14 protein-coding genes and 2 tRNA genes are annotated in these 15,432 nt (G+C 67.0%); 8 read left to right on the top strand and 8 right to left on the bottom strand.

The window, feature by feature from the left end:
• Positions 1 to 77: transfer RNA gene (locus Q4F19_RS11360), tRNA-Arg, on the bottom strand.
• Between the two features lie 58 nt (positions 78 to 135).
• Here Q4F19_RS11360 and Q4F19_RS11355 point away from each other — a divergent pair.
• From Q4F19_RS11355 to Q4F19_RS11325, 7 genes are all read left to right on the top strand, one after another.
• A complete protein-coding gene (locus Q4F19_RS11355; RefSeq protein WP_303542611.1) occupies positions 136 to 891 on the top strand; it encodes a queuosine precursor transporter in 756 nt (251 codons plus the stop codon).
• A gap of 164 nt (positions 892 to 1,055) precedes the next feature.
• Complete coding sequence (locus tag Q4F19_RS11350; protein WP_303542610.1) at positions 1,056 to 1,346, top strand: hypothetical protein; 291 nt, start codon at positions 1,056 to 1,058, stop codon at positions 1,344 to 1,346.
• A 110-nt stretch (positions 1,347 to 1,456) separates the two neighbouring features.
• Entirely contained in the window at positions 1,457 to 2,269 is an 813-nt protein-coding gene (locus tag Q4F19_RS11345) for an HpcH/HpaI aldolase/citrate lyase family protein (RefSeq protein ID WP_303542806.1), read from the top strand.
• A gap of 267 nt (positions 2,270 to 2,536) precedes the next feature.
• On the top strand, positions 2,537 to 3,994 hold the full coding sequence (gene guaB, locus Q4F19_RS11340) for an IMP dehydrogenase (RefSeq protein ID WP_303542608.1): 1,458 nt from the start codon (positions 2,537 to 2,539) through the stop codon (positions 3,992 to 3,994).
• A gap of 156 nt (positions 3,995 to 4,150) precedes the next feature.
• Positions 4,151 to 5,326 carry an RsmB/NOP family class I SAM-dependent RNA methyltransferase gene (locus tag Q4F19_RS11335; protein WP_303542606.1) on the top strand — a complete coding sequence of 392 codons (1,176 nt, stop codon included), beginning with the start codon at positions 4,151 to 4,153 and terminating at the stop codon, positions 5,324 to 5,326.
• Positions 5,327 to 5,361: 35 nt separating this feature from the next.
• A complete protein-coding gene (locus tag Q4F19_RS11330) occupies positions 5,362 to 5,889 on the top strand; it encodes a tetratricopeptide repeat protein (protein WP_303542605.1) in 528 nt (175 codons plus the stop codon).
• 56 nt (positions 5,890 to 5,945) lie between these two features.
• Positions 5,946 to 6,680, top strand: coding sequence for a dienelactone hydrolase family protein (locus Q4F19_RS11325; RefSeq protein ID WP_303542604.1), 735 nt, complete (start codon positions 5,946 to 5,948; stop codon positions 6,678 to 6,680).
• Positions 6,681 to 6,708: 28 nt separating this feature from the next.
• Here the strand turns inward: Q4F19_RS11325 and Q4F19_RS11320 are convergent, their stop codons facing one another.
• The 4 genes from Q4F19_RS11320 to hspQ form a co-directional block, all read right to left on the bottom strand.
• On the bottom strand, positions 6,709 to 7,470 hold the full coding sequence (locus Q4F19_RS11320; RefSeq protein ID WP_303542602.1) for an ABC transporter permease: 762 nt from the start codon (positions 7,468 to 7,470) through the stop codon (positions 6,709 to 6,711).
• The gene (locus Q4F19_RS11315; RefSeq protein ID WP_303542805.1) at positions 7,467 to 8,441 is read right to left on the bottom strand and encodes an ABC transporter ATP-binding protein; all 975 of its coding nucleotides are present in this window, start codon (positions 8,439 to 8,441) and stop codon (positions 7,467 to 7,469) included. Before Q4F19_RS11315 ends, Q4F19_RS11320 begins: the two co-directional genes overlap by 4 nt.
• Before the next feature lie 14 nt (positions 8,442 to 8,455).
• On the bottom strand, positions 8,456 to 9,700 hold the full coding sequence (locus Q4F19_RS11310) for a putative DNA modification/repair radical SAM protein (RefSeq protein WP_303542600.1): 1,245 nt from the start codon (positions 9,698 to 9,700) through the stop codon (positions 8,456 to 8,458).
• Positions 9,701 to 9,773: 73 nt separating this feature from the next.
• Complete coding sequence (gene hspQ, locus Q4F19_RS11305) at positions 9,774 to 10,157, bottom strand: heat shock protein HspQ (protein WP_303542597.1); 384 nt, start codon at positions 10,155 to 10,157, stop codon at positions 9,774 to 9,776.
• A gap of 121 nt (positions 10,158 to 10,278) precedes the next feature.
• Here hspQ and Q4F19_RS11300 point away from each other — a divergent pair.
• Positions 10,279 to 10,368, top strand: a tRNA-Ser gene (locus Q4F19_RS11300).
• A gap of 172 nt (positions 10,369 to 10,540) precedes the next feature.
• Here Q4F19_RS11300 and Q4F19_RS11295 read toward each other — a convergent pair.
• Genes Q4F19_RS11295 through Q4F19_RS11285 form a run of 3 tightly spaced genes read right to left on the bottom strand, consistent with a single transcriptional unit; the run spans position 10,541 to position 15,382 of the window.
• Positions 10,541 to 11,326: an acid phosphatase gene (locus tag Q4F19_RS11295; protein ID WP_303542595.1), complete on the bottom strand. Its 786-nt coding sequence runs from the start codon at positions 11,324 to 11,326 to the stop codon at positions 10,541 to 10,543.
• Positions 11,323 to 12,369, bottom strand: coding sequence for a phosphatidylinositol-specific phospholipase C1-like protein (locus Q4F19_RS11290; protein WP_303542593.1), 1,047 nt, complete (start codon positions 12,367 to 12,369; stop codon positions 11,323 to 11,325). Before Q4F19_RS11290 ends, Q4F19_RS11295 begins: the two co-directional genes overlap by 4 nt.
• A 58-nt stretch (positions 12,370 to 12,427) precedes the next feature.
• Positions 12,428 to 15,382, bottom strand: coding sequence for a TonB-dependent receptor (locus Q4F19_RS11285; protein ID WP_303542591.1), 2,955 nt, complete (start codon positions 15,380 to 15,382; stop codon positions 12,428 to 12,430).
• Between the last annotated feature and the right edge of the window lie 50 nt (positions 15,383 to 15,432).

The following is a 15,432-nucleotide window of genomic DNA, read 5'->3' as shown; positions in this document are numbered from 1 at the left end:
TGGCGCGCCCGGAGGGACTCGAACCCCCGACCAAGGAGGTAGAAGCTCCTTGCTCTATCCAGCTGAGCTACGGGCGCCCGTCGCTGCCGATAGCGTGGATTGCGCCGGGCGGGAACTCGGATAGTCTGCCTCGCCATGGCGACAGGCACGGAAAAGAGCGGCGGCGTGGCGGCGGTGGAGGCGGGCGCTCTCGCCGGGCGGCCGCTGCGCTATTTCGATTTCGTGATGTGCGCGTTCGTCGTCATCCTCTTGCTCTCGAACATCGTGGGCGCGGAGAAGCGTTCGGTGATCGATCTGCCCGGCATCGGGCTGTGGCCGTTCGGTGCGGGGATCCTGTTCTTCCCGATCTCTTACGTGATCGATGACGTGCTAACCGAAGTCTATGGTTACGCGCGCGCGCGCCGGGCAGTCTGGGCCGCGTTCGCCGCCTTGCTGTTCATGGCGGTGATGGAGTGGACCGTCGTCCACCTGCCCGTCGCCGAGGGGTGGAACGGCCAGGCGGCTTATGAGCGCGTGTTCGGCAGCGGCTGGCGGATCGTCGGCGCGTCGCTCGCCGCCTTCTGGGTAGGAGATATCCTCAACAGCTTCGTGCTCGCCAAGATGAAGGTGGCGACCAAAGGCCGCTGGCTGTGGACGCGCACGATCGGCTCGACGATCATCGGCGAGGGCGCCGACAGCCTGATCTTCTATCCGCTCGCCTTCTACGGGCTGCCCGACTGGCCGGTGCAGGCGCTGGCGATGGTGATGCTGAGCCAGTTCATACTGAAGGTCTCATGGGAGGTGGTGCTGACGCCCGTCACCTATGCGGCGGTCGGCTTCCTCAAGCGGCGCGAGGGGATCGACGTCTACGACACGGCGACCGATTTCTCGCCGTTCCGGGCGCGCGTCTAAGGGGCGAGCGTTCGACGGGGACGACGCGTGTCGGCGCGACCGGCGAAGCTTTTCGAACATGCCAGAGCGGTCGAAATGAACCGCGAGCCGTGCCGGGGGTTTTTCGTGTCCTCCCGCCTGCCGAGCCGTTCGTGCCTGGCGGCAAAACCGAAAAGGATGCCGACATGAAACTGATCCGCGATATTCCCGTGGCGCTCGCCGCCGCCGCGCTCGTCCTCTCCGGCCCGGCGCTTGCGCAGACCGTCCGCCAGACGAAGGTCGATACGAACACCAGCATGTCGAACGGCGTCGCGACGACGACGCGCACCGAGACGCACACGACCAAGCGCAAGACGCGCCGGCCGAAGAAGGTGCTGGGCGTCAAGGTCGGCCACAAGACGGCGGTCCATCAGACGGTCGAGAAGACCAAGGTCAGCTCGAACGGCGACATGAGCACGACCGTCAAGACCAAGTGAATTGCGCGGGGCGGCCCGATCTGTGGGTCGCCCTTGCCCCACTGGCCCGCGGATAGGCTAGCGTCCCAATCCGCTTGGCGACGTCCGTCGGCACTGCTTATGATCGCGCGATGACCGATCTCGCCTTCGTCCGTTCCGCGCTCTTCCTCCCTGCCTCCAATGCGCGCGCCATCGCCAAGGCGCGGACGCTGGCGGCGGATCTCGTGATCCTTGATCTGGAGGATGCGGTGCCCGAGGAGGCCAAGGAGGATGCGCTCTATGCGGCGATCGCCGCGGCAGAGGAGGGCGGCTTTCCGGGGCTGCTCGCGATCCGGATCAACGGATCAGGCACGCGCTGGCACAAGCATGAGGTGAGTTTGATCGCCGAGGCCGGCGTCGCCGACCTGATCGTCGTGCCCAAGGCGGAATCGGCCAAGGGCATCGCTGCGCTCGCCGCCAATCTGGAGCGGCCGTTGCTGGCGATGATCGAGACGCCCGCAGGCGTGCTCAACGCCACCGCGGTCGCAGCCGCGCAGGGCGTGGCGGGGCTGATCGTCGGCCCCAACGATCTCGCCGCCGGACTGCGCCTGCCCGAGGGCGCGCCGCGCGCGAGCCTAAGCTATGCCCTCCAAGCGGTTGTGCTGGCGGCGCGCGCCGCGGGCGTGATCGCGCTGGACGGCGTGTGGAACCGGCTCGACGATGCGGACGGCTTCGCCACCGAATGCCGCGACGGGCGGCTGCTGGGCTTCGACGGCAAGACTTTGATCCACCCCTCGCAGATCGAGCCGTGCAACCGGCTGTTCGCGCCGGATGAGGCGGAACTGGAGGAGGCCGGGGCTTTGATCGCCGCGGCGACGGGCGGCGCGGAGCGCTTTCGCGGGCGGATGGTGGAAACGCTGCACGTGGAGGCGGCGAAGCGGCTGCTGGCGCGGGCGGGGCGGTAGGGCGCCTTCAGCGTCGTTCATCGCCCGTTTGTGCTGAGCCTGTCGAAGCACCTTCCTTCCTCTTACCGCCGGTCGACAAGCAGGGCGGCACCCTTCGACTGGCTGCTTGCAGCAGTCGCTCAGGACATGCTTCGACAAGCTCTGTGCGAACGGAGAAAGAAACGAGGTCGTTGGAGGCCATGCGCCCGTCCCCCTGCTGGCAACCGACGCGAGCCATGCCTATAGAGGCGCGAATCCTCTGATCCTCCGACGGGATTCGCGCTGCATATGATCGAGCTTGGCCTCACCTTCGACGACGTCCTCCTGCGGCCGGGGGCGTCCGACGTGCTGCCGACCAGCGCCGACACGCGCACCTTCGTGACGCGCGATATCGCGCTCACGATCCCGATCCTCTCCGCGGCGATGGACACCGTGACCGAGGCCGACATGGCGATCGTCATGGCGCAATTGGGCGGGCTCGGTGTGCTCCACCGCAACATGGAAGTCGATGAACAGGCCGCCGCGGTGCGCGCGGTCAAGCGCTTCGAGGCGGGGATGGTCGTCAATCCGATCACGGTGCGACCCGATGAAACCCTGGCCGACGTGCTGGCGCTGATGGCGCGCAACCGCATTTCGGGCATTCCGGTGGTGGAGGCGAGCGGCAAGCTCGTCGGCATCGTCACCAACCGCGACGTGCGCTTCGCCGAGCGGCTGGACCAGCCGGTGTCCGAGCTGATGACGAGCCAGAATCTGGCGACGGTCTCGATCGGCGTGACCTCGGAAGAGGCGCGGCGGCTGCTCCACCAGCGACGGATCGAGAAGCTGATCGTCGTCGACGACGCCTATCGCTGCGTCGGGCTGATCACGGTCAAGGATATCGAGAAGGCGGTCAATTATCCCTCGGCGACGAAGGACGGCTCCGGGCGGCTGCGCGTCGCGGCGGCGACGACGGTGGGCGACAAGGGCTTTGCGCGGACCGAAGCGCTGATCGATGCCGAGTGCGACCTGATCGTGATCGACACCGCGCACGGACATAATCGCGACGTCGCGCGCGCGGTGGAGCGGGTTAAGCGCCTGTCCAATTCGGTGCAGGTGATCGCGGGCAATGTCGCCACGGCGGAGGCGACGCGCGCCTTGATCGATGCGGGCGCGGACGGGATCAAGGTCGGCATCGGGCCGGGCTCGATCTGCACGACGCGCGTCGTCGCGGGCGTCGGCGTGCCGCAGCTGACCGCCGTGATGGAGGCAGCCGAGGAAGCGTGGAAGTCCAACGTGCCGGTCATCGCCGACGGCGGCCTGCGCACCTCGGGTGATCTCGCCAAGGCGCTCGCGGCGGGCGCTTCGGTGGTTATGGTCGGATCTTTGCTCGCGGGTACGGACGAGGCGCCGGGCGAGACGTTCCTGTATCAGGGCCGCGCGTTCAAGAGCTATCGCGGGATGGGATCGGTCGGCGCGATGGGGCGGGGCTCTGCCGACCGCTATTTCCAGGGCGACGTGAAGGATCAGCTCAAGCTCGTCCCCGAGGGGATCGAGGGGCAGGTGCCGTACAAGGGCGCGGCCAAGGACGTGATCCACCAGCTCGTCGGCGGCGTGAAGGCGGCGATGGGCTATACGGGCGCGGCGACCTTGCCCGAGCTGCGCGAGAAGGCGCGGTTCGTGCGGATCACCAATGCGGGCCTGCGCGAAAGCCACGTGCATGACGTGTCGATCACGCGCGAGGCGCCCAACTATCCGAGCATGGGGTGACGCGCGGCAGCGCCATCTCGTGACGCCTGTACGCTTCTATGCCGTTCGTGCTGAGCGAAGTCGAAGCACGGGGAGCTGGGCGCATCACCCAGAGCACGTCCTTCGACAGGCTCAGGACGAACGGTGGGGATGTGCGCGGGCTAGAGGATGGGCCGCATGACCCCCGCCGCGCGGATGCAGGCCGCGATCGACATTCTCGACGAGGTCGTCGCCGCCGCGCGCGGGCAGGGGGCCGCCGCCGACGTGATCGTCGCGCGCTATTTCTCGACGCGGCGTTATGCGGGGTCGAAGGATCGGCGCGCGGTGCGCGATCTTGTGTTTGCGGGCATCAGGCGCGCGGGCGAGGTGCCGGCGAGCGGGCGGGCGGCGATGATCGGGCTGGCGGGCGATCGGCCCGAGCTGGCCGATTTGTTCAACGGTGCGCCGCATTGCCCCGCTCCGATCGCGACGGACGAGCCGGTTGCGTTGGCCGCGCCGCTACCCGCCTGGCTGACCGAACGGCTGCTGCCCGTGATCGGTGCGGACGAGCTGCCCGCCTTGCTGGAACGCGCGCCGCTCGATCTGCGCGCCAATCGGCTCAAGATCGGCCGCGCCGATCTACTCGCCCGCCTGCCCGAGGCCGTGGCGGGGAGCCTTGCCCCCGACGCCTTCCGCCTGCCCGAGGGCACGCGCGTCGAGGCGATGCCCGAATGGAATCAGGGCCTGTTCGAGGTGCAGGACGAAGGCAGCCAGTTGCTGGCCGAGGCGGTGCGCGCGCGGCCGGGGCAGATGGTGGTGGATCTGTGCGCGGGCGCAGGCGGCAAGACACTCGCGCTGGCGGCGACGATGGCGAACGAGGGCCGGCTGATCGCGTGCGACGTCGATCGGATGCGGCTGGCGCGGCTCGCCCCGCGCAAGGCGCGCGCCGGCGCGGAGATGATCGAGGAATTGCTGCTCGACGCGGGGCACGAAGATCGCGCGCTCGGGCCCCTCGGGGGCCAGGCGGATGCGGTGCTCGTCGATGCGCCCTGCTCCGGCAGCGGCACGTGGCGCCGCAATCCCGAGGCGCGCTGGCGGCTGACGCCCGAGCGGCTCGCGCGGCTGTCGCAGACGCAGGCGCACGTTTTGGCGCTGGGCGCGGCTTTGGTGCGGCCGGGCGGGCGGCTGGTGTTCGCGGTCTGCTCGCTGCTGCCCGACGAGGGCGCCGACCGGATAGCCGCCTTCCTCGCTGACAATCCCGGCTGGACCGCGGAGGCGCTGTCGTTAGGCCGTGCTTCAGGTGCGGGCTCTATGCTGACCCCCGCGCGCGATGGCACCGACGGCTTTTTCGTCGCCAGTCTTATCCGGGCGTGATAGCCGTGCCGGCTGACCCCTTCTGGGAGAATGTGATGCGTTTCTCGCCTGCTGCCGTCGCGATGGCCTTCGTGCTGGCCACCGTCTCGTCGAGCGTGGAGAGCCAGAAGCCGGACGACCAGATCGATCCGCGCAGCCTGGCGCTGCTCGCGCGTGCCGATGCGGCGCGCACGGCGGGCCAGCTGACGCAGGCGCAGGACCTGCTGGAGACGGCGCTGGCGATCGATCCCAAGAATCGCGGCGCCTATATCGCAATGGGCAAGGTCGCGACCGCGCAGGCGCTGCCGGGCAAGGCGGTGCGCTTCTATCGCGAGGCGCTGGCGATCGATCCGAACGATGTGGCGGCGCTCTCCGGCCAGGGCGTCGCTCTCGTCGATCGCGGCGCGGTGGAGCGCGCCAAGGCCAATCTCGCCAAGGTCCGCACGCTTTGCAAGGCCGAGTGCCAGCCTGCCGTGACGCTCGCCGCGGCGATCGCCAAAGGCCCGCCGCCCGCGGTCGTCACCGCCCAGAACACCACGACCGTGCCGCCCAAGGGCAAGGAAGACGCAAGCGCCAAGCCCTGAGCATATTGTGATGGCCGGGAATCGACGGCCCTGATCCCCGATCCAGGAGCATGATCATGCCTCACGAGCGGACGACGATCACGACCCGCGACGGAGAATGCCCGGCGGACCTGTTCACGGCGGGAGACGGCCGGCCCGGCCCTGCCATCATCTTCTACATGGATGCAGGCGGCATCCGGCCTGCCGTGCGCGGCATGGCGGAGCGGCTGGCGGACGCCGGCTATGTCGTGTTGTTGCCCGACCTGTTCTACCGCTACGGCCCTTATGGTCCGTTCGATCCCAAGGAACTTTTCAAGGGCGATTTCCGAGCGGTCATCGGCCCGCTGGTGGCAACGACGGGCAATGTGAAGGCCGCCGAGGACAGCGAGGCGTTCCTCGCATATCTCGATGGCCGCGCGGACGTACAGGGCGACAAGGTCGGCGCGGTCGGCTTCTGCATGGGCGGCGGGATGGCGATTGCGGCGGCGGGCGCCTGGCCCGATCGCTTCGCCGCCGTCGCCAGCTTCCATGGCGGCAATCTGGCGACCGAAACACCCGGCAGCCCGCATAGCTACGCTCCCCGGCTCAAGGCCGAATTGTACATTGCCGCGGCCGAGAATGACGGCGGTTACCCGCCCGCCATGGCCCAGCAGTTCGAAACTGCCCTGAATCAGGCGCAGGTTCGCTATCGCGCGGAAACCTATCCTGCAGCGCACGGCTGGATGAAGCCGGACTTCCCCGTCTATGATGAGGCCGCCGCCGAGCGCGGCTGGCGCGAGATGCTGGCCTTTTTCGATCGCACGCTCCGCTGAGATCCGCGATCGCCGCGGATCCCCGGCGTCAGCTGCGCAGCCGCCAGCCCGTTCTGAAGATCCACGAGATCACGCCGATCAGGACGGCGAGAAACGCGACGATCAATCCCGCCGAGATGCGGATGTCGACGTCGGCAATGTCGTAGAACGCCCAGCGAAAGCCGTTAACGAGATAAACGATCGGGTTGAAGAGCGTGATCGTGCGCCACGGCTCGGGCAGCATGTCGATCGAGTAGAAGGTGCCGCCGAGGAAGGTGAGCGGCGTCACCACCATCAGGGGCACGACCTGCAATTTCTCGAACCCGTCCGCCCAGCAGCCGAGGATGAAGCCGAGCAGGCAGAAGCTGACCGTGATCAGCAGCAGGAAGCCCACCGCCCAGAACGGGTGGACGATATGATAGGGCACGAAGCAGCGCGCCGTGGCGAGGATGATGAGCGCGAGGATGATCGATTTGGTCGCCGCCGCGCCGACATAGCCGATCAGCGTCTCCGCGACGCCGACAGGCGCCGAGAGCAGTTCGTAGATCGTCCCCGTGAAGCGGGGCAGGTAGATGCCGAAGCTCGCATTGGCGATGCTCTCCGACAGGATCGTCAGCAGCATCAGCCCCGGGATGATGAACGCGCCATAGGGCACGCCGCCGACCTCGTGCATCCGCCCGCCGATCGCCGAGCCGAACACGACGAAATAAAGCGAGGTCGTCAGCACCGGCGTGAAGATGCTCTGGAAGAGCGTGCGCCAGGTGCGGGCGAGCTCGAACAGATAGATGGCGCGGATCGCGGTAAGGTTCATGCGCCCGATCCTCCGCGGCTGCCTTCGACGAGATCGACGAAAATGTCCTCGAGGCTCGAGCGTCGCGTGTCGAGCGTGCGGAAGTCGATCCCCTCCGCCTCCAGCCTTTTGACGAGCTGGGCGAGGCCGCGCGCCTCGGCCTCCTCGGCGGTGATCGTGTAGGTCAAAGTCTGCCTGTCGTCGGAGAGCGCGAGCGGCCAGTCGGCGAGGCCCGGCGGGATCTCGGCGAGCGGCTCGGTCAGGCCGACGACCGCCTCCGCTTTGCCGAGCGTGGCCAGAAGCGCCTTCTTCTCCTCGACGAGGATGATCTCGCCCTTGTTGATGACGCCGATCCGGTCGGCCATCTCCTCGGCCTCCTCAATATAATGCGTCGTCAGAATGATCGTGACGCCGTCGTCGCGCAGCTTGCCGATCATCGCCCACATTTCGCGACGCAGCTCGACGTCGACGCCCGCCGAGGGCTCGTCGAGAAACAAGATGTCCGGCTCGTGCGCGAGCGCCTTGGCGATGAGCACGCGGCGCTTCATGCCGCCGGAGAGCTGCATGATCTTGGCGTCGCGTTTGTCCCACAGCGACAGCGAGCGGAGCACGCGCTCGACGATCGCGGGATCGCGGCGCTTGCCGAACAGACCACGCGAGAAGGCGACGGTGTGCGCGACATGCTCGAACATGTCGGTCGACAGCTCCTGCGGCACGAGCCCGATCCGCGCGCGCGCCTTGCGCCAGTTGCGGCGCGCATCCTCGCCGTCGACCATGATCGTGCCCGCGGTGGGGCGGACCAGGCCGCACACCGCGCCGATCAGCGTCGTCTTGCCCGCGCCATTGGGCCCGAGCAGCGCGAAGATCTCGCCGCGGCGGATATCGAGATCGACGCTCTTCAGCGCCTGGTGGCCGCCTTCGTATGTCTTAGAGAGGCCGGAAATCGAAAGAATGTTGGTCACGCGCGCCACATAGGGCGGCGCAGCGGACATCGCCACCCGCGCGCTCAGGCGGCGAACAATTCCATCTGCTCGACCTTGGGCGCGACGAGCGCCTTCAGATCGACCGCGCCGTCGATCCGCGCGGGCGTCCAGTCGGCGGCGATGAGGAAGGGACGGACCTTCGCGATCGAAACGGTCAACCGCGCGACATCCTCCAGCCGCAGCCGGCGGACGCGGCGCGCGGTAAGGATCGCGGCTATCGCCTTCGTGCCGAGTCCGGGGACGCGCAGCAGTGCCTCCTTCGGTGCGCGGTTAATGTCGACCGGGAAGATGTCGCGAAACTTGAGCGCCCAGGCGAGCTTCGGGTCCATGTCGAGCGGGAGCATGCCCGATGCGTCGGTGGCGGCGGCGACCTCGGCCGCCTTGAAGCCGTAGAAGCGCATCATCCAGTCCGACTGATAAAGCCGGTGCTCGCGCATCAAGGGCGGGCGCTTGAGCGGCAGGATCGCGCTCGCGTCGGGGATCGGGCTGAACGCCGAATAATAGACGCGGCGCATGCCGAAGCGATCGTAAAGCCCGCTCGCGCTGGCGATGATCTCGCCATCATTGGCGCTGTCCGCGCCGACGATCATCTGCGTCGACTGGCCGGCGGGGGCGAATTTGGGAGCGGAACGGAAGCGCTTGCGCGCGTCATGCCCCTCGTCGATCGATTCCTTCAGATCGCCCATCGCGCCGGCGATCCGCACGACCGATTTCTCGGGCGCGAGCCGGGCGAGGCCATGCGCGGTCGGCAGCTCGACATTGATCGACAGGCGATCGGCATGGAGCCCAGCGGCGTGGACGAGCGCGGGATCCGCATCGGGGATCGTCTTCAGATGGATATAGCCGCGAAAATGATGATCCTCGCGCAGGCTGCGCGCGACCTCGACCATCTGCTCCATCGTATAATCGGACGAGGAGATGATCCCCGAGGAGAGGAACAGCCCCTCGATATAATTGCGCCGATAGAAAGCGAGCGTGAGCTGGACGACCTCCTCGGCGGTGAAGCGCGCGCGGCGGACGTTCGAACTCTTGCGGTTGATGCAATAATGGCAGTCGAAGATGCAGCTGTTGGTCAGCAGGATCTTGAGCAAGGAGATACAGCGGCCATCCGGCGCATAAGCATGGCAGATGCCCATGCCCTCGGTGGAGCCAATCCCCTTGCCGTCGCGAGAGTTGCGCTTGGCCGTGCCGGAGGAAGCGCAGGACGCATCATATTTGGCGGCATCGGCGAGGATCGCCAGCTTCGCCTTGGTGTCCAGCTGCGCCATGCGTTCGTGATATGTTCGCCAGAACGGCAGGGCAAGGGCAATCGACGCAAGCTCCTCGATTTAGCGAATTATTCTAATGGCGATGCTCGCGACGCAGCGCATAGCGGCCGTCGGTGAAAGGCTCGAACAGGCCGCTGATCGCGGGGTGATCGATCGGTTCGTCGCTGCGGTCGGGCTCCAGATTCTGCTGGCTGACATAGGCGACGTAGCTCGCCTCGGCATTTTCGGCGAGCAGATGGTAGAAGGGCTGGTCCTTGACCGGGCGCACCTCCTCGGGAATCGCGTCATACCATTCGTCGCTATTGGCGAAGACCGGATCGACATCGAAGACGACGCCGCGGAAGCCGAACAGCCGGTGGCGCACGACCTCGCCCAGCGCGAAACGCGCGTGCGAGATCGGCGGCATCACGGGCAGCGGACCGGATGAGACGATGTTGGTGCGGGGCGTGAGCGTCATGCGCTCCTATTTAGGTCCTGTACGGACCTGCGCAAGCGCCCTTGGCAAGCCGGTTCGGCTCGGCTAGAGGCGCCGCTCGATCGATCCGGCCGCCCTTCGGGTGGCTTTCGAACCTCGCTGCGGAGAGGTGCCAGAGTGGTCGATTGGGACGGTCTCGAAAACCGTTGTGGGTTTGCGCTCACCGTGGGTTCGAATCCCACCCTCTCCGCCACGGGCCCATCTATTGGGGCCGCACTCCTCCATGAGAATCGACGATTTTCTCTGGACCCACCGAGCATGGCGACGCCTCGCGGCCATGCTGAGATGCGACCGCCATGTCTGGCTACGTGAGGCGGCTGATGAGCGAAGCTCGCGGACCATGCGGCATGCCGAACAATGGGTGTCTATCGATGCTTATTGCCTCGCCGGGGGGCGGTCCATGGCAATGCCTCTCCTTCCTCCGGCCCGCACCGCGCGGCACCCGGCGCTTGCGCGCGCGATCGCAGGCTCTCCAGTTCCCTGCGGGCCGCCAGCATGTCCGTGCCGAAATCGGGCGAGGCGTGAAGCAGGGCGACCATCGTCGCGCCGGACATATAGCCCGCCTCGACCGCGCTCCTGCTGTGCGATCCGCACAGGAAGCGGCTCTCGCCATAGATGCGTCCGCGACGCAGGATCGCGGTCGCCCGCTCGGGTATAAGCTCTGCCAGTACCAGTGCGGTCGACCAGCCGGTCGCGGCGTGGCCCGAAGGAAAATCGCCATTGGCGGCAAGGTGCGCGGTCCGGGGCTCGCAGATCGGTCCGGGCGCATCGAGATAGGGACGGCGGCGCTGGTAGGCGCTCTTGACCGATCCCACGAGATCGACGCCGCCCATCCGGTCGAACATCCGGGCCAATGCGGGAGCGGTCTGGCGATCGAGCGTCATGCCCATCGCGCAGGCGAAGGTGGTGAAGCGATCGTCGGTCACGTCGCGCGTGGCGAGCCGCCAGCGGGCGCCGCCTGCTAGCGTGCGCGTCTCGCGGAAGATGCGGCGGTCGGCCACGTCCTCGGCGGATCCCCGGGCGGGCGGCGGCGGCAGGATGCGGATCAGCTCCGCTTTCGGCACATCGGCCAGATAGGGTCTGGGCGGATTCGCGGCCCGGGCGCCGGCAAGCGCGACGACGGCACCAGCGAGAAAGGCGGCTCGCTTCATCTGTGCGCACCCTCGAGATCCGCAGCGCGGCAGTCCTTCGGCGCGCGCACGGGGTTGCAGCGTGCCGCGGCGCCTCCAGGCAGGCGGACGGCGTAATCGTTTCCGAAGCGCGGATCCGGCCAGAGATAGTCGGTCGAGACATATTGCGCGCCGCTGGCGAACGCAGCCTCTCGTGCCCTCGTGTCGTTTGCACGCGCCTCGATCGTGTTGGCGTCGGCGCGGGTGCGGACGAGGAAGCCTGCAGCGACGTCGCGGCGGATCCGCGCCTGATCCTCGATCGGGCGGTTGAGCGTCAGATAGGCGGCGGCCGGCGATTGCTCGTCGGTGTTGATGAAGAAGATGCGGCCCTCCAGCGAGCGGCGCGCGCCGCGATAGACCGCGACCTTCGCGGGCGGTTCGTCGAGCGCGAAGAGGAGGCGGCCGCGTGCTTTCTCCAGCGTCGGCCAGTTGCCCGCCAGCACGGCGTCGCGCAGCGTCGGGTAGCGGCCCTGCACCTCATCCGGCGTGATGATCTTGGCGGCCGGCAGGACGGAGCGGATCTCGGCATCCAGCGCATCAAAAGCGGCTTCGGTGAAGGGCAGGGCATCGATGCCGCCGCGCGCCGCATTCTGCTCGTCCTTGGCGTTGAACATCAGCAGTATCGGGACGTGGCGGGGATGGGCGTTCGACCATGCGAGGATCGTGCGCAGGCAATCGGTGAACAGCGGACAGGCGCTGCCATTGTCGATGCCGGGGATGTGCAGCACCTTGAAGCCCGGCACGCCTAGTTTCGGATCGGTGGATCCGGCTGCATAATGGCCACCCTGCGGATCGTAATTGACATCGATCTCGAGCTGGCGGGCGCCCGCGTCGAGCTGGTCGGCCAGCGGCCGGTGGCCATAATCGAGCGTGTCGGCGGCTTTTGGATCGGCGGCGCGCAGCCTGGCCATCGTCGCGGCCGGCATCGCCTGTTTGTAGCTGTTGTGGGTGCCGACCACGCTGATGTCGTTCATGCGGATCGCGGGGACGGCGGCAGACGTGAGCGCAAGCAGGAGTGGAATCATCTCATCACCACAGCAATTGGGTCGCCCGCCCGGCCAGAGACCGAGCGGGCGCTCCGCGTCAGAATTCGGCGCTGACGCCGAACGAGAAGATCCGGCCGGCGGTCGTGTAGACCTCGGTCCGGTCCGCATCGACGCTCGCGAACTGGCGGATCGGCTCGTTCGTAAGGTTGATGCCCTCGGCGATCAGGCGGATCCGCGGTGTGATGTTGAAATGCGCCTGAAAGTCGACGTTGGTGGTGCCCTTGATGCCGCCACCGGCATTGGCGAGCGCGTTGCCGGCGCCCGTCAGATACTGGCTCCGATAGGCGGCCGAGACGCGCGCACCCCAAACCGCATTCTCATAATAGAGCGTCGCGTTCGCCGCCCATTTCGAGAGGTTGTAGAGCGGCAGGCTGCGCGAGGTCGTCACTCCGCCGGTCGTGTAGAAGACCGTTTGGTCGCCGTCGAAATAGGTGCCGTTCACGACCATGCCCAGATGCCGGAGAGCGCCCGGCAGGAAGGTGAAGTCGTGCTGGAAGGCGGCTTCGATACCCTTGATATCCGCGCCCGGGCCGTTGATCGGCTGGCTCACGTCATAGGGCGTGTTGGCGTCCTGACCCTGGATCAGCAGCGACAGCGGCAGGCCGGTCTGGCCATACGGGATCTGCTGCGATGACGTGGTCACGAAGCTGCCCATCTTCTTGTAGAAGACGCCAAGCGAGGCGAAGCCGTGCTGGTCCATATACCATTCGGCGGATCCCTCAACCGACGTCGCCTTGTAGGGCTTGAGGAAGGGATTGCCGAGGCTCAGCGATCCGCCGTTCGGCCGCGTCGTGATCGTGCCCGCCGCGGCGAGATCGCCCAGGCCCGGCCGATTGACGTTGCGGCTCGCGCTCAGCCGGACCACGACGGTGCGCGCGACGTCCAGCGCCATATTGGCCGCGGGCAGCCAGCCGTGGCTGTTCGTCGAGATCGAGACCGGCACGAAACCGGCACCGGTCGCGAGATTGCCGGACGAGACGAGATCGGTCGAATAATAACGCACGCCGGCATTGGCGCGCAGCCGCATGTCGGCCACCCGCGTGTCGAGGTTCAATTGCGCGAAACCGGCCCAGGTCTTCTCGTCGACGCGATAGTCGCTGCCCGCCTGGAGGTTCGCCGCGGTCAGGTTCCGCGGGTCGCCGATCAGCGAATAGATGCCGTCGACATCACCGACGATATATTGGGTCAGCGTGTCGACGCCGACCGTCTGCTTCAGGTCGTTCGGGACCGCGGTCAGGGTCGGCACATTGTGGAAGACCTTGTTGGCCCAGGTATAGCCGCTGTTGGTGAAGTGCTTGAACTGACCGCCGGCATTCAGCGTCAGGGCATCGTCGAGCTGGTATGTCGCGTCCAGCTTGCCGTTGGCGTAGCGATTGACGACCTTGTTCTCCTGAACGTCGAGGCGCTGCAATTGCCAGAGGTTCGGGTTGGTCAGGTCGATGCTGTAGGTGTTGACCGGGACCGTCGGGCGCGTGTCGTAGCTGAAGGCCGTGTTCTTGGCCTCCATGAACACCTTGTCGAACACCGGTTGCGCGAAATCGGCTTCCTCGTAGCCGCCCAGCGCGTGGACCGTCAGCCGATCCGTGGCGGTCCAGCTCGTATTGGCGACCGCCTGGTAGAAATCGGTGTGGTTCTTGACGATGTGATGCTCGGACCGCAGGTCGATGCCGGTGAAGCTGGCCGCGCGCAGCGTGTTCGTGTCGTCGATCGTCGCGCTCTGGATGATCTGCGTGCCGTTGATCGTCGTGCCGGTCAGTGGGTTCGCGCCTGCGGTCGCCAGCGCATAATCGTCGCGATGATCCCACAGCCGGCCGTAGAGCAGATCGACGTCGATCTTGAAGCGGTCGCCGGGATGATATTGCAGCGACGAGGTGACGCCGAGCCGCTTCCGGTTCGTATACCAGCTCGACGGCGACTGCGCGGTCGGCTGCCAGACGCCCGCGAGGAGCTTCTGGCGCGTCGCCGCATCGACGCTCGGGCCGATATTGGCGGCGGCATATCTGGTGAGGCCCCAGCCCCAGTTGCGATAGCCATATTCGTTGTTGCGGATGTTGCTGTAGGCGACGGAGACGAGCGCGCCCAGGTCACCCGAGCGAACCGAGGCGAGGCCCACAAGACGGGGTGTGACACCGTTCGTATTCGTGTTCGTCTGCCCCTTGGCCGAGACCACGAATTTGGAGCCTTCATAGTCGAGCGGCTTCGCGCTGGTCAGCTGGACGGTGCCGGCAATGCCGCCTTCGTCCTGATCGGCCGAATAGGATTTCTGGACAGAGACGCGGTTGAAGAGCTCGGACGCGAACAGGCTGTAGTCGAACGAGCGCGAGCGCGCGACGTTGCCGCGATTGTCCATGCCGGAGGCGGTGTTGCCGAGCACTTCCATCCCGTTCAGCTGGGTGCGGGTGAAATCCGCGCCCAGGCCGCGCAGGGCGATCTGGCGACCCTCGCCGCTGTCGCGCGTGATCGTGATGCCGGGAATGCGCTGGAGCGATTCCGCGAGGTTCAGATCGGGAAAGGCGGCAATGTCGGTGGCGACGATGTCGTCCTCCGCGCCGACTGCGCCGCGCTTCAGAACCTGCGCCTCCGTAAGACTCTGGCGATAGCCGGAAACGACGATGTCGGACGGTGCGCCGTTGCCGGCTTCGGCGACCGTGGCCGTCGAAACGGCGGATACCGGCGTCACCATCGGTGCACGGCGCCCGCCCCCGCCGGCGGGCTTCAGCACCGCGACCCCACCCTTGATCGAGGCGACGAGATCGGTGCCGCGCAGCAGCTGATCGAGACCGGCGCGCACGCTGTGTGAACCCTGCACGCCCCCGGTCTGCCGCCCGGCTACCGCCGTCGGCGCGACGATTACCTGCAGGCCGGTCGCCAGCGAGAATTGGGAGATGCCGGTGCGCAGATCGGTCGGCGCGATGTCGAACTGCATAGCGCGCGCCAGATTGGCCGTCTGCGCCGTCTGCGCGTGTGTAATCGATGGCGTGGCGAGCGCCATGGCCAAAGCTGAGAGCGAAATCCCCCTTGAGCGTGTCATCTGTCCCTCCG

The sequence above is a fragment of the Sphingomonas natans genome, assembly GCF_030546695.1.
Classification (GTDB): domain Bacteria; phylum Pseudomonadota; class Alphaproteobacteria; order Sphingomonadales; family Sphingomonadaceae; genus Sphingomonas_I; species Sphingomonas_I natans.
This window is presented reverse-complemented; position numbering and strand designations above follow the sequence as displayed.